The following is an 18,766-nucleotide window of genomic DNA, read 5'->3' on the forward strand; positions in this document are numbered from 1 at the left end:
ATCGGCCCGCAGGCCGATCCGTCATGCAACACGGCCCCGAGGCGGGGCCGGTCACGGGCTTAGCGGTTCTTGGTGCTCTTCACGTGCTCTTCGAGCTCGAGGAAGCTCGGACGGTCGACGCCGTACAGCGCCTTGCGGCCGAATTCGACCGCCACCTGCGGCGCATAGCCGTTCAGGCTGGCCAGCAGCGTGACCTTGACCGTGGTCAGGACCCGGGACAGGTCGGCCACCTTGCTTTCCAGGCGTACCGACAGCGGCGTGATGAAGCCGTAGGACAGCAGAATACCGAGGAAGGTACCGACCAGGGCCGCCGCAATCAGCATGCCCAGCTCGGCGGGAGGAATGCCCACCGACTCCATGGTGTGCACCACGCCCATCACCGCCGCCACGATACCGAAGGCCGGCAGGCCGTCGCCCATCTTGGCCAGCAGTGACGCCGGCACGCTGGCCTCGTGGTGGTGGGTTTCGATTTCGATGTCCATCAGGTTTTCGATCTCGAACGGGTTCAGGTTGCCGCCGACCATCAGTCGCAGGTAGTCGCAGACAAACTCGATGACGTGATGGTCACCGACGATGATCGGGTATTTGGAGAAGATCGGGCTTTCCTGCGGCGCGTCGACATCGGCTTCGATCGACATCATCCCTTCCTTGCGCACCTTGGTCAGGACTTCGTACAGCAGCGCGAACAGCTCCATGTACAGCGCCTTGTTGTACTTGTCGCCCTTGAACAGGGTCGGCACTGCTTTCAGGGTCGCCTTCAGCGGCGCACCGCCACCGCTGACCACCGTGGAACCGATCGCCGCGCCGAAGATGATGATCAGCTCTGCAGGCTGCCACAGGGCGGCCAGGTGACCGCCGGCAAACAGGAAACCACCGAACACGCAACCGAGTACGATGACGTAACCAATAATAACGAACATGTAGGGAGATCCCGTCTTCTCTTTATCTGGTGAACGAGGAGGCGAACCGTATTTGCATCGGGTCCACGCCGGCCTCCGTTGTCTGTTATCGGCCACCGTGCGGAAAACATGGGGCCTAACAAGAGACAATTCCGAAATCGCTGCAACCAGCGTCTGTCATGCCGCAAGAATACCGGCAAGATTCTAACAAAGTCGCCTTGCAAACCGCATGACCCAAGTCCGAAAAGACAAAAAAAAACGTCAGGGCGCACGTGGCGACCTGACGACCAGGTGACCTCCCGGAGAGAATCTGCTTATACCAGTCCGCGTTCCTGCAGCAGTTTTTCGGTCTGCTCGACGCATTCCACGGCGGTCGACAGCATGGCGTCGATTTCGGTGCGGGTAATGATCAGCGGCGGCGCGCTGACCATGCTGTCGCCGCAGGCGCGCATGATCAGGTTGTGCTTGAAGAAGATATCGCGGCACAGCGTGCCGACGTCATCGCTGCCGGCGAACATTTCACGCGTGGCCTTGTTCTTCACCCAGGTGAAGGCCTGGATCAGCCCGACCCCGCGGACATCGGTCACGTGCTCGAAACCGCCGAACGCCTCGCGCCAGCGCTTCTGCATGTACGGGCCGGTGTCTTTCTTCACCTGCTCGACGATGCCCTCGTCGCGCAGCGCGCGCACATTGGCATGGGCGACGGCGGCCGAGACCGGGTGGCCCGAATAGGTGAAGCCGTGGTTGAAGTCGCCGCCTTCGATCAGGGTGCGGGCAACCTCGTCACCGATAATGACGCCGCCGATCGGCAGGTAGCCGGACGACAGGCCCTTGGCGATGGTGAACAGGTGCGGCCGGAAGCCGAAGTGTTCGTGACCGAACCAGTCACCGGTACGGCCAAAGCCACAAATGACTTCGTCGGCGACCAGCAGGATGTCGTACTTGTTGCAGATGCGTTCGATTTCCGGCCAGTAGCTTGCCGGCGGGATGATCACCCCGCCCGCGCCCAGGATCGGTTCGCCAACGAAGGCCGCGACCTTGTCGGCGCCGATTTCCAGAATCTTTTCTTCCAGCCAGCTGGCGGCGCGCAGGCCGAAGTCCGCCTCGCTCTCGCCGTCGCGCCCTTCCTTCAGGTACCACGGCTGACCGATATGGGCGATGCCCGGGATCGGCAGGTCGCCCTGCTCGTGCATATAGGTCATGCCGCCGAGACTGGCGCCGCCGATGGTCGAACCGTGATAGCCGTTCCAGCGCGAGATCAGCGTCTTCTTGCCCGGCTTGCCCTTGATCGACCAGTACTGGCGAACCATGCGGATCACGGTATCGACCGACTCCGAGCCCGAGTTGGTATAGAACACGTGCTGGTAGCCGGGCTGGGTCACTTCGGCCAGCAGCGTGGACAGTTCGACCACGCGCGGGTGGGTGGTCTTGAAGAAAGTGTTGTAATAGGCCAGGTCTTCCATCTGCTGTCTGGCGACTTCGGCCAGGTCCTTGCGACCGTAGCCGATGTTGACGCACCACAGGCCGGCCATGCCGTCGGTGATCTTGTTGCCTTCAGAGTCCCACAGATAGATGCCGTCACCCTTGACGATGACGCGTGAGCCCTGCCTGTTCAGCGATCCCATGTCGCTGAACGGGTGCAGGTGGTGGGCGGCGTCGAGTTCGCGGTATTCATTCGTGGAACGGGCAGTCGTGCTCATGGTCGATTCCTCTCGGTTCTGCGCGCGTCCGGCACTGGCGGCGCACGCGATCGGCCACCGGGTCCATCCCGGCGACCGGAATGGGGTCCGGCTTATACGTGCAGCAGCAGGAACTTGCGTTCCCACGGGCTGATCACGCGGAAGTACTCGGCGAATTCCTTCTGCTTCATGCCGATGAACAGTTCGACGAACCGTTCGCCAAGCACGGCGGCGATTTCCTTGCAGTGGGTCAGCCGTACCAGCGCCTCTTCGGTGCCGTGCGGGAATTCGGTCGGCACGTCATAGGCGTTGGAGGCCACCGGATCGCGCGGATCGATGCTGTTCACCAGCCCGAGATAGCCGCAGGCCAGCGAGGCTGCCATGGCGATGTACGGATTCACGTCCACCCCCGGCACGCGGTTTTCCACCCGGCGTCCGGCCGGACTCGAATGCGGTACGCGCAGACCGACGGTGCGGTTGTCGTAGCCCCACTCGACGTTGGTCGGTGCGGCCACGTTCGGCGTCAGCCGGCGATACGAGTTCACGTACGGCGCAAAGAACGGCATGGTTTCCGGCAGGTACTTCTGCAGCCCGCCGATAAAGTGGAAGAACGCCTGCGACGGCGAGCCGTCCTCGTTCGAGAACAGATTGCGGCCGGTGTGCTTGTCGATGATGCTCTGGTGCATGTGCATCGCACTGCCGGGCTCGCCTTCCATCGGCTTGGCCATGAAGGTCGCGTACATGTTGTGGCGGAAGGCCGCCTCGCGCACCGTGCGCTTGAACAGGAACACCTGGTCGGCCAGCGCCAGCGGATCACCGTGCTCGAAGTTGATTTCCATCTGCGCGGTGCCGACCTCGTGGATCAGGGTGTCCACTTCGAGGTTCTGCGCATGGCAGTAGTCGTAGATGTCCTCGAACACCGGGTCGAATTCGTTGACCGCATCGATCGAGTACGAGCGGCGGCCGAATTCGGCGCGGCCGGTCCGGCCGACCGGCGGCTGGACCGGAATGTCCGGGTCCGGGTTCGGCGACAGCAGGTAGAACTCCATTTCCGGCGCCAGCACCGGTTCCCAGCCCCGGGCCGAGTACAGTTCCAGCACCCGGCGCAGCACGCTGCGCGGCGAGGTCTCGACCGGCGAGCCGTCGGAACGGTAGCAGTCGTAGATCAGTTGCGCGGTCGGATCGGTCGCCCACGGCACGAAGCGCAGCGAGGTCGGGTCGGGACGCAGCACCATGTCCGGGTCGGTCAGGTCCAGGTAGCAGTCATCGGGATAATCACCGGTGACAGTCTGGATCAGTACCGCTTCAGGCAGCCGCATGTCCGGTTCCGACAGGAACTTGTCCTTCGGAATGATCTTGCCGCGTGCCACGCCCGTCATGTCCGGCACGATGCATTCCACTTCGGTGATCCGATGTTCTCGGAGCCATTCGCTGATGTAGTCACTCATGATGGTTTCTCAACTGATTCAAGCCGTTTTCAGTTTCTTGCTTTGGGTGGCGTGACGGGCCGTCCTCCCGACCCGTCCGCCGTGCGCGGGGAGACGGCTTACGCCCGCCGCGCGCTCTGGTGCGCACGGCAGGCTTCGCCGAACGCACCGAAAATCGCCTGCGACACCGGGTTCCCGGTGCAGCGCCATTCCGGATGCCACTGCACCGCAAACGCAAACTGCTTCGCGCCGGACACCGAGAACGCCTCGATCAGTCCGTCGTCAGCCCGCGCCTCCTCGCTCAGGCCCGGCGCCAGTTCCCTGACCCCCTGCTGGTGCAGCGAGTTGACCTGGGCCTCTTTCAGACCGGTCAGCCGCGCCAGCAGACCCTCGGCGGTGAAGGCCACACGGTGGGCCGGTGCATATTGCTGCTCCAGCGGATCGTCCGGCGACTCGCGGTGATCGCGCATGCCCGGTTCTTCCTGGACGTGCTGGTACAGCGTGCCGCCAAAGGCAACGTTGATTTCCTGGAAGCCGCGGCAGATGCCGAGAAACGGCACGCCCCGCTGCAGCAGTTTGCGAATCAGCGGCAGCGTGGTCGAGTCGCGGGCCGGGTCATGCAGGGTGCCGGCACGGCTTGGCGTGCCGTGATAGTGGAACGGTTCGATATTGGACGGGCTGCCGGTCAGCATGACACCGTCAACCCGGTCGACGACCTCGTCCAGCCACGCCCCGTCGCCGAGCGCCGGCACCAGCCACGGGATGCCGCCGGCACCATCGGTAACACCGCGCACGTATTTGTCGCCGACGGCATGGTACGGGTGCGCGCCGATCTGTCTGATGTCGCACGGAATGGCGATAAGGGGTCGCATGCGGGTTCTCCTCTGTGTTGCAGACTCGTATTGTTATCGTGACAACAGTGCTTCGACGGCCGTGGCCGCCGGCACATAGTCATATCCCAGTTCATGGGCCACGGCGGCATGGGTCACCTGCCCGGCACAGACATTCAGCCCGGCAAGCAGATGCGGATCGGCCGCCAGTGCCGGACCGGCCCCGAGTGCCGCCAGCTTGCGTATGAAGGGCAGCGTCGCATGGGTCAGTGCCATGGTTGCCGTGCGCGACACCGCGCCGGGCATATTGGCGACGCAGTAGTGGACGATGCCGTCCACCTCGAAGGTCGGCTGCTGATGCGTGGTGGGACGGCTGGTCTCGAAGCAGCCACCCTGGTCAATGGCCACGTCCACCAGCACCGTACCGGGCTTCATCAGCTTCAGCTGCGCGCGCCGCACCAGCTTTGGTGCGGTGGCACCCGGCACCAGCACGGCACCGATCACCAGGTCGGCCTCGCGCAGCCCGTCTTCGATGTTCTGGACAGTCGACATCAGTGTCTTGATCCGGCCGCCGAACACCATGTCGATGTCTTTCAGCCGCGCCAGCGAGGTATCGAGCAGCGTCACGTCGGCGCCGAGTCCGGCGGCCATCCGGGCTGCATTCAGGCCGACAACCCCGCCACCCAGCACCAGCACCCGGCCCGGCGCGACGCCGGGGACACCGCCCAGCAGCACCCCGCGGCCGCCATGCGCCTTTTCGAGGCACGCTGCACCGGCCTGGATCGCCATGCGGCCGGCCACTTCGCTCATCGGTGCCAGCAGCGGCAGCCCCCCCTGGGCATCGGTGACGGTTTCATAGGCAATCGCCATGCAGCCGGACTCGACCAGCAGCCGGCACTGTTCGGGATCGGGTGCCAGATGCAGATAGGCAAACAGGGTCTGGCCGGGACGCAGCATGCGGCATTCGACCGGCTGCGGTTCCTTGACCTTGATCACCAGCTCCGCCTGCTCGTAGACCTGTGCGGCAGTGGAGGCCATCTGCGCGCCGGCGGCCACGTATTCGCTGTCATCGAATCCGGTGGCGGCACCGGCCTGACGCTGCACCAGGACCGTGTGGCCCAGCGACAGCAGTTCCCGGGCACCGGCCGGGGTCAACCCCACCCGGTACTCGTTATTCTTAATTTCCTTGGGCACACCGATCAACATGGTAACGTCCTCGTTCTTCACGGTTTGAAGACTGCGTCGGTACTGTTGCAGACGTTTAAGAAAATGCACAAAACAGGCTTTGTGTGTTTATGATTTTGACTATAAAATCTTGGCAGTGGCAAGGTTTTTCATTGCTGCCACGCAACATTAAGCAATTCGAATGCCTAAAATCGTAAACACCATACGTCTAATATCATTAACATTCCGGACCCCTTTCCCCACCACGCCGGAGGTCGCGCCATGAGCCGCGCGCCCCACGACGGACACGGCGGACTGGCTCTGGCCGTCCTGACTCCGCGCACGACGGGCCGGAGCGGCGCCACGGTCGGGTTCAAAGAGACCGGACAGATGAGAGCTGATGCGATGGATGTAGGCATGCGCCTGAAAATGGTGCGCGAGAAGTTCGGACTGTCCCAGCGCGAGCTGGCCAAGCGGGCCGGTGTCACCAACGGCACCATTTCGCTGATCGAGCAGAACCGGGTCAGCCCGTCGATCAGCTCGCTGCGGAAAGTCCTTGAAGGGTTGCCGATGACGCTGGGTGATTTTTTCACCTTCGACGCCGAGCCCCAACACATGCAGGTGTTTTACCGGGCCGAAGAACTGCCGAATCTCGGCAACGAGCGGATCAGGCTGTCGCTGGTCGGTTCGGCCCACCCGAAGCGTGACATGGCCATCCTGTCCGAGCGCTACGAAGTCGGCGCCGACACCGGGCCGGACATGCTGCAACACGAAGGTCAGGAAGGCGGCATTGTCGTCAGCGGCGAGATCGAACTCACCGTGGCCGACGAGACGCGCATCCTCGGCGCCGGCGAGGCGTATTACTTCGACTCCCGCCAGCCGCATCGCTTCCGCAATGTCGGCAGCGAGGTCGCCGAGGTCATCAGCGCCAGTACCCCGCCGTCGTTCTGACCTGCACGCATTTTGGCCACGGCATGACGCGGTGGCCGGAAATCCCGGCAGGGACAACACAGGGGACATAAAACCATGGCAGACATGACGCTTAGTGACTGGCAGGCCCGCGCGGCCATCCTCAATATAGAGGGACGCGCCTTCATCGACGGGCAGTACACGCCGACGGCATCGGGCGAAACCTTCGCCTGCGTATCGCCGATCGACGGCCGCAAGCTGGCCGACATCTCACTCGCCGGTGCCGACGACGTCGAACGCGCAGTCGCGGTTGCGCGCAAGGCATTCGACAGCGGCGTCTGGTCGCAGATGGCGCCGCGCGCGCGCAAGGACACGCTGAAGCGCTTTGCCGACCAGGTGCGCGCGCACGCCGACGAACTGGCGCTGCTCGAATCGCTCGATATGGGCAAGCCGGTCGCCGACGCGGCGTCGGTCGACGTCAGCGGTGCGGCCTATGCGATCGAGTGGTACGGCGAGGCCATCGACAAGATCGGCGGCGAAGTCGCGCCGGTCGACCCGAAGCTGCTGGGTCTGGTCACCCGCGAAGCGATCGGCGTGGTCGCCGCCGTGGTGCCGTGGAATTTCCCGATCATGATGGCCAGCTGGAAGATCGCTCCGGCGCTGGCGGCTGGCAACAGCGTGATTCTGAAACCGAGCGAAAAATCGCCGCTGACCGCCATCCGGCTGGCCGCGCTGGCTCGCGACGCCGGCATTCCGGACGGCGTGTTCCAGGTGCTGCCCGGCGCCGGCGATACCGGCCGCCTGCTGGCCCTGCACATGGATATCGACTGCCTGGCCTTTACCGGCTCGACCGGGGTCGGCAAGCTGATCGCCGGCTATGCCGCCCAGTCGAACCTCAAGCGCGTCTGGCTGGAACTCGGCGGCAAGTCGGCCAATATCGTGCTCGATGACTGCCCCAACCTGCTGCGCGCGGCACGCTCTGCCGCCGGCGGCATCTTCTTCAACCAGGGCCAGGTGTGTTCGGCCGGCTCGCGCGTGCTGGTGCACAACAGGATCAAGGACCGCTTCGTCGAGGCGCTGGCCGAGGCCGCACGCGGCTGGCAACCGGGCAACCCGCTCGATCCGGATACGACGATGGGCGCCATCGTCGACCGCATCCAGTTCGACAAGGTGCGCGGCTATATCGATGCCGGCCGGCGCGAATCGACGCTGCTGTTCGGCGGCAATGCGGCGGAACCGGTCAAGAACGGCCTGTATATCGAGCCGACCGCCTTCCTGACCGAGCCCGGTTCGGTGATCGAGCGCGAGGAAATCTTCGGCCCGGTGCTGTCCATCGTCGGTTTCGACGACGTCAACGACGCCGTCCGCCTGGCCAACGACAGCATCTACGGCCTGGCCGGCGCAGTCTGGACCAGCAATCTCAGCACCGCCCACACCGTCTCCCGCGCACTGCGTGCCGGCACGGTCTGGGTCAACTGCTACGACGAGGGCGGTGACATGAACATGCCGTTCGGCGGCTTCAAGCAATCCGGCAACGGCCGCGACAAATCGCTGCATGCACTGGAAAAATACACCGAACTGAAGAGTACGGTGATCAAACTGTAACGCGGGCAAACCCCGTCAGCAAAAAACCGCCAATCTCGATTGGCGGTTTTTTTCAGTCCGTCTTTCCGTGCAGTTTCAGCAGTCAGGCAAATACCAGCACCACCGCTGCCGGCAGCCTCACACAGCCCGGCACTCAGAACATCAGCTTCGCAATCAGCGGTGCCCCCAGCACGGTGACAAAACCGGCGATCATCATCACCAGGCAGGCGACCACGCCCTGGGCATCGCCCATCTCGCGCGCCTTGGCGGTGCCGGCGCCGTGGGCTGCCGCGCCGAAGATCGCGCCGTGGGCCAGCTTGCTGCGGATCACCGGCAGCAGGTGCAGCACCGTCTCGCCCATCGCCATGCCGGCCACGCCGGTAATGACCACGAACAGGGCGCTCAGATCGACCGGCCCGCCAATGCTGCGCGCCGCTTCCATCGCGAACGGGGTGGTGATCGAACGCACGGCCAGCCCCTTCTGCAGCATCAGCGGCAGGTCCAGCAGGCGGGCCAGCCAGACCGAGCTGACCACCGACATCGCCGAGCCGGCCAGCACGCCAACCGAGATCGACAGCCAGTGCTTGCGGATCATGTCGCGGTAATCGTAGATCGGCAGCGCAAAGGCGATCGTCGCCGGGCCGAGCAGCCACATCAGCCAGCGGGTATCGGCGATGTATTCGCTGTAGCTGATGCCGGCCAGCAGCACGATGGCCAGCAGCAGCATCGGCGTGGCCAGCAGCGGCATCAGCCAGATTTTGTGCTGCTTCACGTACATGCGCTTGTTGATGTAGTAGAACACCACCGTCAGCACGAAGCAGCCGGCTGCAATCAGGGTTTCAGTCATGGCGGCGGCCTCGCGGCATCTGCAGGGCGCCGGCCGGCGCCGGGCCGGCGGCAACGTGACGGTTGCTGCGGCGGCGCGACAGCTTCAGCTCGAAGCGGTACAGCCGGTCGACCACGAAGGCGGTCGTCACCATGACCATCAGCGTGCTGACGACGATGACCACCAGCACGCGCCAGCCGTCCACCACCACCACATCCGGATACTTGATCACCGCCAGCACGGCCGGGATGAAGAACAGCAGCATTTCGGCCAGCAGCCAGTTGGCGCCACGCCGGATCCAGTCCGCCCGGACGATGCCGGTAAACAGCAGGCCGACCATGACCATCATGCCGATCATGTTCGACGGCAGGCCGAGGTCGAAGCGGTGGCGGGCCAGATCGGCCAGCAGCCACAGCACCGAAATCCCGACCACCTGCAGGATGGTGATGAGTGCGCGCATGAACGGAAAGGACCGTTGCGCCTGCGTTTCCATGATGTTCATTCCTTGCCGGGTACCCGCCGCGCGGAACAGCCCGGCCAGCCGGGGCACCTTGTTACTGCGCAGTATATGAACCCGCCTTTAATTAAAAAAATGAATTAAAATCATGCGAACCATTCCAATATGGAATACATGACATGGACATTCGTGCGCTGCGCTACTTCGTGGAGGTGGTCAGGCAACACAGCTTTACCCGGGCCGCCGAAGTGCTGCACGTGACCCAGCCCACGATCAGCAAGATGGTCAAAAGCCTGGAGGAAGAACTGGGCGGACCACTGCTGCTGCGCGAAGGCCGTCAGTTGCGGCTGACCGATGCCGGCCAGGTGGTGTTCGTCCGTGGCCAGGCGGTGCTGGCCGAAGTGGCGCGGCTGCAGCTGGAGCTGGACGAGGTCGCCGGGCTGGCGCGCGGCGAGCTGGATGTCGGTATTCCGCCGATGGCCGGCCGCTACTTTGCCCGCCTGATCGCCCGCTACCGCAAGCTGTATCCCGGCGTGACGCTGCGCCTGCGCGAGCAGGGCGGCAAGGCACTGGAGCAGGCGGTTCTCGCCGGCGAGCTGGATCTTGGCGTCACCGTGCTGCCGCAGATGGCGCCGGAACTGCTGACGCTGTCGGTGACCCGCCATCCGCTGATGGTGACCTTTCCGGCCGAGCGCGCGCCGGCCAGCCGGGACGGGGTCCGGCTGGCGGATCTGCGCGACGAACCCCTGGTGCTGTACGAAGACGATTTCGTGCTGTACCGCGTCATTCTCGATGCCTGCGCCGCCGCCGGTTTCAGCCCGCAGATCGCCGGCCAGAGCCGGCACTGGGACTTTATCGGCGAACTGGTCGCGGCCGGCGCCGGCATTGCCATCCTGCCGGCGCCGATCGCCGCCCTGCTCGACCCGCTGCGCATCTGCTGCCGCGAGCTGGTCGACCCGCCGCTGCGCTGGGAGCTCGGCATGGTCTGGCATGACGGCTATCTGTCACAGGCCGCCCGTGCCTGGCTGGCACTGTGTCGGGAAGCGTTTCCGGAAGCTCAGCCCGCGACGTCGACGCCAAGCTGAGCAGCGGCGGCGAGGATGCCGTCCCACTCGCCGTCGGCAATCTCGATGCCGTCGACCAGCCGCTGCGCGCGGCGCTGCCGCTCCGGGTCGCCGGCCAGTTGCACCGGATCGGCCGGATCGGGGGACGGCGACGATTTGACGTAATCGACCAGCGCATCGTACTCGGCGGCAAACCACTGCATGTCGACCAGCCGTGCCGGGTCGATGACCAGTGTGGTCATGTTGTTGACGATGCCGCCATCGCGCGGATGCGCCGGCTGGGCCGAGCCGCCGCCGGACAGCAGGCCGGCCAGCAGCTCGGCCGCCATGATCAGGCCGCCGCCCTTGTGCCCGGCAATCGGCCGCAAGGCCCCCAGCGGCGGCTCGAACATCACGCGCGGCTCGCGGGTCGGGTGCCCCGCGGCATCGAGCAGGACGTCGTCGTCGAACTGGCGCCCGGCCAGGTAGGCCACGCGCGCCTTGCCGTAAGCGACCATGCTGGTGGCGAAATCAAGCACGAAGGCCGGATGCCGCTCACCGCCCGGAATGGCGATGCAGACCGGATTGGTGCCGAAGCGTGGCGACGAGCCGTTGAACGGCGCGACCAGCATCTGCGGGAAATCGATGACATTGACGAAGTGGATGGAAATCATGCCGGCAGCAACCGCCTGCTCGCCATAACTGCCGATGCGGCCCAGATGATGGGTCGCCGACAGCGTCATCAGCACCAGGCCGGTCTGCTGTGCACGCGCGATGGCTGCGTCCATGGCCTCGCGCCCGGTGCGCTGACCAAAGCCGCGGTCGCCGGCAAACTGCAGGATGGCGCCGCCATCGTTCAGCAGGCGTGCCGCCGTATTCGGTTTCAGCGTGCCCTGGCGGGCACTGGCGATATAGAACGGCAGCATGCCGACGCCGTGGCTGTCGTGGCCGCGCAGGTTCGCCTCGATCAGATGGGTCGCCACCAGGTCGGCTTCGTCGGATGCGCAGCCGAGGGCGCGCAGGGTGGCCGGCGCCAGCCGGCGCAGACGGTCTACAGAAATTTTCATTAAGTGATATCCGGCAAACAACTTGCCCTGACTATAGCGCCGACCGGCTGCCGGGCTAAAGCCCGATGCGCGCCCGCCTCCGCTGTCAGCGCACCGGGCGCAGTGTCAGCCGCAGATCGTCACCGACCGGGCGCACGTCATGCCAGGCCAGACGAACCTTGTCTTCCAGCGATGCCAGCGGCGGCAGGTTGAATGCGCCGAGCGCCTGGTGGCCGATGATCGCCGGCGCGACATAACAGACCAGTTCGTCCAGCAGGCCTGCACGCAATACGGCGCCGGCCAATCCCATGCCGGCCTCGACCAGCAGATTGTTGCAGCCCTGCAGGCCAAGGTCGGCAACGATGGCGGACAGATCGACCCGGCCGTTCGGGGCCGGCACCACCCTCACCAGATTGCCATGACCGATATACGGCGCATGGCGTGCGCCTTCGCTGACACAGGTATACAGCCGCACCCCGCCATTCAGATAAATGGCCCGCACCGGGCTGGTGGCCAGCCGGCTGTCGACCACGGCGCGCAGCGGACGCCGCAGCGGCTGTTCGCGCATCAGCGCAGCGGCCGGCGACATGCAGTCCGCCGGCGGCTGCAGCGGATCGATGCCGCGCACGGTCAGTTGCGGATCGTCAGCCATCACCGTGCCGCTGCCGGTCAGGATGGCGCAGCTTTCCGCCCGCAGGCGCATGACATCGCGACGCGCGGCGGGTCCGGTAATCCACTGGCTGCGACCGTCGTCGAGTGCCGTCTTGCCATCCAGGCTCATGCCCAGCTTGACGGTGACCCATGGCCGGCCGCGCGTCATCCGCGACATGAAGCCCCGGTTCAGCGCCAGCGCCTCGGCCTCCATCAGGCCGGACTCGGCCAGGATGCCGGCAGCACGCAATCGCGCCATGCCCTGCCCGGCCACCAGCGGATTGGGATCGGTGCTGGCGACCACCACCCGCGCCAGCCCAGCACCGACCAGCGCATCGGCGCACGGCGGAGTGCGACCATGGTGGCTGCACGGCTCCAGCGTCACATAGGCCGTGGCGCCGCGGGCGAGCTCTCCTGCCTGGGCCAGTGCATGCGGTTCGGCATGCGGCGTACCGGCGGCCACATGCCAGCCCTCGCCGACAATCCGGCCCCGGTTGACGATGACGCAACCGACGCGCGGATTCGGTGAGGTGGTACGCATGCCGAGCGCGGCAAGCTGCAGCGCCCGGGACATGTGGAGGTGATCTTCAGCAGTAAACATCGACAGTCCGTCACGGCAACGGGCGCTGTGCCCGCCCACCGGTTCAGTGTTGCTTGCGCGAAATTTCGCGAATGGCTTCGGAGAATTCCGATACATCCTGGAAGCTGCGGTAAACCGACGCGAAGCGGATATAGGCAACCTTGTCGAGCCTGGCCAGCTCGCTCATCACCATCTCGCCCAGCTCGCGGGCGCTGACTTCGCGCTCGCCCAGTGCCAGCAGTTTCTGCTTGATATGCTCGACCGACTCGTCGACCAGTTGCGTCGATACCGGCCGCTTGTGCAGTGCACGGTTGAAACCGATCCGCAGCTTGTCCTCGTCGAACTCGGCGCGGTGGCCGTCCTGCTTGACCACCTGCGGCATGCGCAGCTCCGCCGTCTCGAAGGTGGTGAAGCGCTTGTCGCAGCCGAGGCAGCGGCGACGGCGACGGATGCTGGAAGCGTCCTCGCTGACGCGCGAGTCGACCACCTGGGTATCCAGATGGCCGCAGAACGGGCATTTCATATTCGGGGACTCCAGATAGGCAAATAGCGACGGACTCGCGTCCGTCGCCTTGGGTACCGCCCGGCGCCGCCTGAACGGCAGCCGGATTGTTACTTGCCGTAGACCGGCAGGCGGGCGCAGAGCGCCTTGACCTTCTCGGCCACCGTGGCCAGATTGGCGTCGTCGGCCGGGCTGTCGAACACGTCGGCAATCAGGTTGGCCAGTTCACGCGAGTCGGCTTCGGTAAAGCCGCGGGTGGTGATCGCCGGGGTACCGATGCGGATGCCCGAGGTCACGAACGGCTTTTCCGGATCGTTCGGGATCGCGTTCTTGTTGACGGTAATGTGGGCGCGGCCCAGTGCGGCTTCAGCGTCCTTGCCGGTGATCTGCTTGGCGCGCAGGTCGACCAGGAACACGTGGCTCTCGGTACGGCCGGACACGATGCGCAGACCGCGCGCGGTCAGCACTTCCGCCATCGCCTGGGCATTGACCTTGACCTGCTTGGCCCAGTCCTTGAACGCCGGGCTGGCCGCTTCCTTGAACGCCACGGCCTTGGCGGCGATGACGTGCATCAGCGGACCGCCCTGCAGGCACGGGAAGATGGCCGAGTTCAGGCCCTTCTCGAATTCGGCCTTGGCCAGGATCACGCCGCCGCGCGGACCGCGCAGGGTCTTGTGCGTGGTAGTGGTGACGAAGTGGGCGTGCGGAACCGGGTTCGGGTATTCACCCGCGGCGATCAGACCGGCATAGTGGGCCATGTCGACAAACAGGTAGGCGCCGACTTCATCGGCGATCTTGCGCATGCGCGCCCAGTCGATTTCCAGCGCGTAGGCCGAGGCGCCGGCCACGATCATCTTCGGCTTGTGTTCACGTGCCAGGCGTTCGACCTGTTCGTAATCGAGTTCTTCCTTGTCGTTCAGACCGTACTGCACCACGTTGTACAGCTTGCCGGAGATGTTGACCGACGCGCCGTGGGTCAGGTGACCGCCATGGGCGAGGCTCATGCCGAGGATGGTGTCGCCCGGCTTCAGCACCGAGACGTACACGGCCTGGTTGGCCTGCGAGCCGGAATGCGGCTGCACGTTCGCGTATTCGGCACCGAACAGCGCCTTCAGGCGATCAATGGCGAGCTGTTCGACCTGGTCGACATATTCACAGCCGCCGTAGTAGCGCTTGCCCGGGTAACCTTCGGCGTATTTGTTGGTCAGCACGGAGCCCTGGGCTTCCATGACAGCGGGGCTGACATAGTTTTCCGAAGCGATCAGTTCGACGTGGTCTTCCTGACGGCGAGACTCGGCATCCATCGCGGCGGCGAGTTCGGGATCGAAGACATGAATGGTTTGGTCGGCTGCGAACATCGTATTTTCCAAGTGAACAAGGGGCACAACTGGTGTGAATTCTAACCCATGGACCGCGACACCGACACGGCACAGCCGTATCGGTTTGCGACCGGTACAGTCGGGTTCAGTGGAGATTTTCCGGCGGCGTCAGCGTGATCGCGTCGTTGCAGGTCAGAAAAACCGGCACCTCGTCGATGCGGTCCGGCTGGATCGTCCCGACCACCCGCACGTCCTCGACCTGACACTCGGCCATCAGCGCACGGAAGTTTTCCTCGATCCGCTCGACCGCATCCAGCGGCGCAAGCGGCCAGACGAAGGCAGCCCAGTTCTTGTCGTCGCCGGGACTGGACACGGTAAAGCGCAGCTCGCCATTCTCGTGCGCAGCCGCCACGCCGGCGATCCCGGCATTGCCGGCGCGCAGCTTGCGGATGATATTGGACGCCCACATCTGCATATTGACGTCCAGCCGCAGCGCAGCGCCCTGACGCAGCGCTTCCGGCACCACGTTCGGCACGGCCGGAATCGGGAACAGCGTCACGCCCGGGGTCTTCATCTGTTCGTTGAGCTGCTGCATGAACGGCATCCCCCACTCGCCCATCGAACCGCCCAGACGGATGGCGGGTGCCTCACCGGGGTTCTGCATCGCCACGCCGAGCAGATAACGGACGAATACGCCTTCCTCATGCACCGGCACTTCACTGCCGGCCAGGTCCAGCGGCACACCGCGCGCGGCATCAGTCAGGAAGCTGCCGAAGCGGAACCATTGCGAGAACGCGACACTGGCGAGCGTGTCGGCATGCAGCAGACGACCGGACAGCGACACTTCGGCATCGGCACGCACCACGCCGTGCTGTCTGAGGATGGCGAGCAGCGGCGCCGCGTCGACCTGCGCCGGCAGCGTGGTGGCCGTCTTGCTGCCGGCGGCCAGCACCACCGGCACGGCAAACACGACCGCATGGCGCGCCGTCGACGGCGACGCCAGCGTATCGACCAGGCTGTGCCACAGCGTGCGGAATGCCGTCTGGTCAGGCGCCAGTTGCAGGGCGACCGACAGCGACTGGTTGTCGTCGAACTCCAGCTTTTCCGCCGTCAGTCGACGCAGTTCACCGCGCTTGCGCTCGGCCTCCGCGCCATCCGGCTCGGTCAGCAGCGACATGACGGCACGAATCAGTTCGTTCTTGGGGGCGACGCGCGGCATCAGGCGCGGATCAGGCAGCATCATGAAAACGGGTTCCTCGGTTTTTCCAGCAGGCGATCGTGCATTGTCTCACAAGCCGCGGCGGGCTTTGGCAAGGGCGCAACGCCAGCCGGCGGTGAGCATGTTCATTACCGAATATTGAACCACGTAATGATGGTGGCAAGAAAGGATGACCAGACTGTCCGCCGGTCGCCCCCCCGGTGGTTCCAGTGGCGGCGAGGCCCGCTGGCGCGCCATGTCCGATGACGAACCCATGCGAAGTTCAGAAATCACGACACCGGATTACAAATCTTCACTTTTGAACGTTCCGCGGTTGACAACGAACAAACCGCCCCCCATAATTCGCAGCAATTGAGACGCAGCAATTGCTTCTTGATAGTTTCTCCTCTATTTCTCCTTTGTAGAATTCGGCGCGACCGCAAGGTTCGCGCCATTTTTTTTGCCCGCGCAACCCCGATCCGGCAAAATTCTTGATAATCAATGCATTGTAGAGAATATGCTCTAGTGGATTTCCGGCCACACCGGCAAAACCCGCAGCGAGCCGCCGCCCGGACAGGCAGCCATGCACCGCCCGCGGACGGCCATCCGCCCGGTTTTCAGTGATTTGCGAAACCGAACCTTCATCCGCGCGTCACCATCATTGTCATGAAACGAACATCCGGAACCGGGAATCAGTCGCGCAGCCAGCCGTCGATCTGCTGCCAGACCTGCAGCTTGGCGGCATAGGCCCGGGTATTGGCCGGGCTGGACGATGGCAGTTCCAGGCAGTGCAATGCCATGCCCTGCAACTGAACCGCGGCCCGCGCCGCCGTCTTGCCGTTGAAAGCAACCAGCCGCAGCGCCGGCAATGACGCCAGAAAATCGACCAGATCGTTCTGCCGCGCATCACGAATCGCCACGTCCAGACTGCCGCGCCGTCTGGCCTCGGCCACCACGTCCCAGAGCCCGATCCGCTGCGCCAGCAGCGCCTGCAGGCGCGCCGGGTAATCGAGACTGACCAGATCGTGCCCGAGCACATCGCCAAGCAGGCGCCAGAACTGGTTGTGCGGATACGCGTAATACTGACCGGCGGCCAGCGAGGCCTCGCCCGGCAGGGAGCCCAGCACCAGTACCCGCGTATCGGCGGCGACCACCGGCGGGAAACAGCGTTTCAGCGCCGGCGCCTCAGGTGTGGAGGGATGGGCCGGCATCCGTTCAGACCGGCAGATCCAGCCCGCCCTGACGGGCCGCCAGCACGCGTTTGACCGGACCAAAGCTCTGCCGGTGCACCGGCAGCACCCCCAGGCGTTCGATGGCCGCCACGTGTGCGGCGGTCGGGTAGCCCTTGTGCTGGGCAAAGCCATAACCAGGATACTGCCCGTCCATGGCAATGCAGACTGCATCGCGCGCCGTCTTGGCCAGGATGGAAGCCGCGGAAATGGCCGCAACCTTGCTGTCTCCCTTGACGATGGCGCGGGACGGCACATCCAGTTCGAAGCCCGGCAACCGATTGCCGTCCACTTCGATTTCGTCCGGCAGCACCGTCAGGCCCGCCACCGCACGGCGCATCGCCAGCATGGTCGCCTGCAGGATATTGAGCCGGTCGATTTCCTCCACCGTCGCCTCGGCAATGCACCAGGCCAGCGCATTGGCCTTGATCAGCGGCGCCAGCGCCTCGCGCCTCGCCTCGCTGAGCGTCTTGGAGTCGGCCAGACCGGCAACCGGCCGCGCCGGATCGAGAATCACCGCGGAGGCGAACACGCTGCCCGACAACGGCCCGCGGCCCGCCTCGTCGACCCCGCACAGTTTGATCCATTCACTCATCCGACGACTTTCCTTTTCCGGCCCGATACAAGAGCGCCAGTTTACCGGAAGCCCGTCCTCCCTGCCCCCGGCCCGCCTTGCGGACCCCATTCGTCAGCCCCGGCTGGAATCTTCAGGGGTCGCTTTGTAAACATAGAAACATGTCACGGCTATCCATGGCCAGCGACCCAACGCGCATCCTGTGACAGGTTTTCCCATCGTGCAAAATGAACGTTTCACGCCTGCTGTCACCTTCAGCAGCCCGACCCTGCCCACCATCCACGACGCCCTTCCCGGCCCCGGTGACGGCAGCGGGCCCACCCTCTCAGCCGGCCTGGTCTCGTTCGACATCCCGCTGTCTCTCCCCGTCGCCCGCGAATCCGCCCCCGCCCTGACCCTCGGCTACAGCGCCGGCGCCGGCAACGGCCCCTGCGGCACCGGCTGGCGGCTCGCCCTGCCGACCATCCAGCGTCGCACCCGTCTCGGCGTCCCGCAGTACAACGACGACGACGTGTTTGTCGGCCCCGATGGCGAACCGCTGGTTCCCCAGCTCGGGGCTGACGGCAAGGTGGTGGTGCAAACCGGCGTCACTCGCTGTGTCGGCTCCACCCTGCCGCTGTCGTATACCGTCACCCCTTATTCCTCGCGCACCCAGACCGATTATTCCCGCTACCAATACTGGCAATCCGGGACCAGCGCTTTCTGGTTATGGTTCGAGCGCAACGGCGTCATCCACTGCCTTGGTTACACCGCGCAAATCAGCGATCCGGCCAGTCCCGGCCATATCGCCCGCTGGCTGATCGAGGAATCGCTGTTCCCGAATGGCGAGCACGTGCTGTACCGCTATGT

General features: G+C 64.8%; 18 protein-coding genes. 4 read left to right on the forward strand and 14 right to left on the reverse strand.

All coding sequences use genetic code 11. The features are described 5' to 3' along the window. Window positions 1-59: 59 nt before the first annotated feature. From motA to ald, 5 genes are all read right to left on the reverse strand, one after another. Entirely contained in the window at window positions 60-920 is an 861-nt protein-coding gene (motA, locus tag Q352_RS0105330; protein ID WP_028498437.1) for a flagellar motor stator protein MotA, read from the reverse strand. Window positions 921-1,213: 293 nt separating this feature from the next. Then, window positions 1,214-2,599: an aspartate aminotransferase family protein gene (locus Q352_RS0105335; protein ID WP_028498438.1), complete on the reverse strand. Its 1,386-nt coding sequence runs from the start codon at window positions 2,597-2,599 to the stop codon at window positions 1,214-1,216. A 92-nt stretch (window positions 2,600-2,691) separates the two neighbouring features. Next, the gene (locus Q352_RS0105340; protein WP_028498439.1) at window positions 2,692-4,026 is read right to left on the reverse strand and encodes a glutamine synthetase family protein; all 1,335 of its coding nucleotides are present in this window, start codon (window positions 4,024-4,026) and stop codon (window positions 2,692-2,694) included. A gap of 98 nt (window positions 4,027-4,124) precedes the next feature. Then, window positions 4,125-4,877, reverse strand: coding sequence for a gamma-glutamyl-gamma-aminobutyrate hydrolase family protein (locus Q352_RS0105345; protein WP_028498440.1), 753 nt, complete (start codon window positions 4,875-4,877; stop codon window positions 4,125-4,127). Window positions 4,878-4,910: 33 nt separating this feature from the next. Then, complete coding sequence (gene ald / locus Q352_RS0105350) at window positions 4,911-6,041, reverse strand: alanine dehydrogenase (RefSeq protein ID WP_028498441.1); 1,131 nt, start codon at window positions 6,039-6,041, stop codon at window positions 4,911-4,913. 375 nt (window positions 6,042-6,416) lie between these two features. On the opposite strand from ald, the gene Q352_RS0105355 reads away from it, so the two are divergent. Together Q352_RS0105355 and Q352_RS0105360 are read left to right on the forward strand one after the other, a co-directional pair. Beyond that, window positions 6,417-6,950, forward strand: a complete 534-nt coding sequence (locus tag Q352_RS0105355; protein WP_233495209.1) for a cupin domain-containing protein — start codon at window positions 6,417-6,419, stop codon at window positions 6,948-6,950. A gap of 75 nt (window positions 6,951-7,025) precedes the next feature. Beyond that, window positions 7,026-8,513 (forward strand): aldehyde dehydrogenase, encoded by a 1,488-nt coding sequence (locus Q352_RS0105360; protein WP_028498443.1) that lies wholly within the window; start codon window positions 7,026-7,028, stop codon window positions 8,511-8,513. A gap of 133 nt (window positions 8,514-8,646) precedes the next feature. Here Q352_RS0105360 and Q352_RS0105365 read toward each other — a convergent pair whose 3' ends face one another. Together Q352_RS0105365 and Q352_RS19980 are read right to left on the reverse strand one after the other, a co-directional pair. Further along, entirely contained in the window at window positions 8,647-9,339 is a 693-nt protein-coding gene (locus tag Q352_RS0105365; protein ID WP_028498444.1) for an LrgB family protein, read from the reverse strand. Continuing rightward, window positions 9,332-9,811: a CidA/LrgA family protein gene (locus tag Q352_RS19980; RefSeq protein WP_051528702.1), complete on the reverse strand. Its 480-nt coding sequence runs from the start codon at window positions 9,809-9,811 to the stop codon at window positions 9,332-9,334. Before Q352_RS19980 ends, Q352_RS0105365 begins: the two co-directional genes overlap by 8 nt. A gap of 143 nt (window positions 9,812-9,954) precedes the next feature. Here Q352_RS19980 and Q352_RS0105375 point away from each other — a divergent pair, with 143 nt between their 5' ends. After that, window positions 9,955-10,860: a LysR family transcriptional regulator gene (locus Q352_RS0105375; RefSeq protein ID WP_028498445.1), complete on the forward strand. Its 906-nt coding sequence runs from the start codon at window positions 9,955-9,957 to the stop codon at window positions 10,858-10,860. On the opposite strand, the gene Q352_RS0105380 is transcribed toward Q352_RS0105375, so the two are convergent. The 7 genes from Q352_RS0105380 to rnhB form a co-directional block, all read right to left on the reverse strand. After that, entirely contained in the window at window positions 10,833-11,885 is a 1,053-nt protein-coding gene (locus Q352_RS0105380; protein WP_028498446.1) for a malate/lactate/ureidoglycolate dehydrogenase, read from the reverse strand. The genes Q352_RS0105375 and Q352_RS0105380 overlap by 28 nt on opposite strands. Window positions 11,886-11,970: 85 nt before the next feature. Then, a complete protein-coding gene (gene ribD, locus Q352_RS0105385) occupies window positions 11,971-13,116 on the reverse strand; it encodes a bifunctional diaminohydroxyphosphoribosylaminopyrimidine deaminase/5-amino-6-(5-phosphoribosylamino)uracil reductase RibD (RefSeq protein WP_028498447.1) in 1,146 nt (381 codons plus the stop codon). A 43-nt stretch (window positions 13,117-13,159) separates the two neighbouring features. Next, the gene (gene nrdR / locus Q352_RS0105390; RefSeq protein WP_028498448.1) at window positions 13,160-13,618 is read right to left on the reverse strand and encodes a transcriptional regulator NrdR; all 459 of its coding nucleotides are present in this window, start codon (window positions 13,616-13,618) and stop codon (window positions 13,160-13,162) included. Window positions 13,619-13,707: 89 nt separating this feature from the next. Beyond that, entirely contained in the window at window positions 13,708-14,955 is a 1,248-nt protein-coding gene (gene glyA, locus Q352_RS0105395) for a serine hydroxymethyltransferase (protein WP_028498449.1), read from the reverse strand. A gap of 106 nt (window positions 14,956-15,061) precedes the next feature. Further along, the gene (locus tag Q352_RS19985; RefSeq protein ID WP_051528703.1) at window positions 15,062-16,159 is read right to left on the reverse strand and encodes a hypothetical protein; all 1,098 of its coding nucleotides are present in this window, start codon (window positions 16,157-16,159) and stop codon (window positions 15,062-15,064) included. 647 nt (window positions 16,160-16,806) lie between these two features. Next, window positions 16,807-17,325 (reverse strand): DNA-deoxyinosine glycosylase, encoded by a 519-nt coding sequence (locus tag Q352_RS0105405; RefSeq protein WP_051528704.1) that lies wholly within the window; start codon window positions 17,323-17,325, stop codon window positions 16,807-16,809. A gap of 4 nt (window positions 17,326-17,329) precedes the next feature. Beyond that, entirely contained in the window at window positions 17,330-17,938 is a 609-nt protein-coding gene (gene rnhB / locus Q352_RS0105410; protein WP_028498451.1) for a ribonuclease HII, read from the reverse strand. Window positions 17,939-18,137: 199 nt separating this feature from the next. Between rnhB and Q352_RS0105415 the strand changes: the two genes are divergently transcribed. Then, window positions 18,138-18,766 (forward strand): SpvB/TcaC N-terminal domain-containing protein (locus Q352_RS0105415; protein WP_028498452.1); only part of this gene is annotated, 629 nt, incomplete at its 3' end.

Origin of the sequence: Microvirgula aerodenitrificans DSM 15089 (assembly GCF_000620105.1) — a bacterium.
GTDB classification, from domain to species: Bacteria; Pseudomonadota; Gammaproteobacteria; order Burkholderiales; family Aquaspirillaceae; genus Microvirgula; species Microvirgula aerodenitrificans.

What these genes read in the sequence shown, in the direction of transcription:
- Q352_RS0105365 (WP_028498444.1), bottom strand. Translation starts at nt 9,339, where the DNA reads ATGACTGAAACCCTGATTGCAGCCGGCTGCTTCGTGCTGACGGTGGTG.
- Q352_RS19985 (WP_051528703.1), bottom strand. Translation starts at nt 16,159, where the DNA reads ATGATGCTGCCTGATCCGCGCCTGATGCCGCGCGTCGCCCCCAAGAAC.
- Q352_RS0105345 (WP_028498440.1), bottom strand. Translation starts at nt 4,877, where the DNA reads ATGCGACCCCTTATCGCCATTCCGTGCGACATCAGACAGATCGGCGCG.
- Q352_RS0105355 (WP_233495209.1), top strand. Translation starts at nt 6,417, where the DNA reads ATGCGCCTGAAAATGGTGCGCGAGAAGTTCGGACTGTCCCAGCGCGAG.
- ribD (WP_028498447.1), bottom strand. Translation starts at nt 13,116, where the DNA reads ATGTTTACTGCTGAAGATCACCTCCACATGTCCCGGGCGCTGCAGCTT.
- Q352_RS0105340 (WP_028498439.1), bottom strand. Translation starts at nt 4,026, where the DNA reads ATGAGTGACTACATCAGCGAATGGCTCCGAGAACATCGGATCACCGAA.
- ald (WP_028498441.1), bottom strand. Translation starts at nt 6,041, where the DNA reads ATGTTGATCGGTGTGCCCAAGGAAATTAAGAATAACGAGTACCGGGTG.
- Q352_RS0105375 (WP_028498445.1), top strand. Translation starts at nt 9,955, where the DNA reads ATGGACATTCGTGCGCTGCGCTACTTCGTGGAGGTGGTCAGGCAACAC.
- Q352_RS0105335 (WP_028498438.1), bottom strand. Translation starts at nt 2,599, where the DNA reads ATGAGCACGACTGCCCGTTCCACGAATGAATACCGCGAACTCGACGCC.
- Q352_RS0105380 (WP_028498446.1), bottom strand. Translation starts at nt 11,885, where the DNA reads ATGAAAATTTCTGTAGACCGTCTGCGCCGGCTGGCGCCGGCCACCCTG.
- Q352_RS0105360 (WP_028498443.1), top strand. Translation starts at nt 7,026, where the DNA reads ATGGCAGACATGACGCTTAGTGACTGGCAGGCCCGCGCGGCCATCCTC.
- Q352_RS0105405 (WP_051528704.1), bottom strand. Translation starts at nt 17,325, where the DNA reads ATGCCGGCCCATCCCTCCACACCTGAGGCGCCGGCGCTGAAACGCTGT.
- motA (WP_028498437.1), bottom strand. Translation starts at nt 920, where the DNA reads ATGTTCGTTATTATTGGTTACGTCATCGTACTCGGTTGCGTGTTCGGT.
- rnhB (WP_028498451.1), bottom strand. Translation starts at nt 17,938, where the DNA reads ATGAGTGAATGGATCAAACTGTGCGGGGTCGACGAGGCGGGCCGCGGG.
- glyA (WP_028498449.1), bottom strand. Translation starts at nt 14,955, where the DNA reads ATGTTCGCAGCCGACCAAACCATTCATGTCTTCGATCCCGAACTCGCC.
- Q352_RS19980 (WP_051528702.1), bottom strand. Translation starts at nt 9,811, where the DNA reads ATGGAAACGCAGGCGCAACGGTCCTTTCCGTTCATGCGCGCACTCATC.
- nrdR (WP_028498448.1), bottom strand. Translation starts at nt 13,618, where the DNA reads ATGAAATGCCCGTTCTGCGGCCATCTGGATACCCAGGTGGTCGACTCG.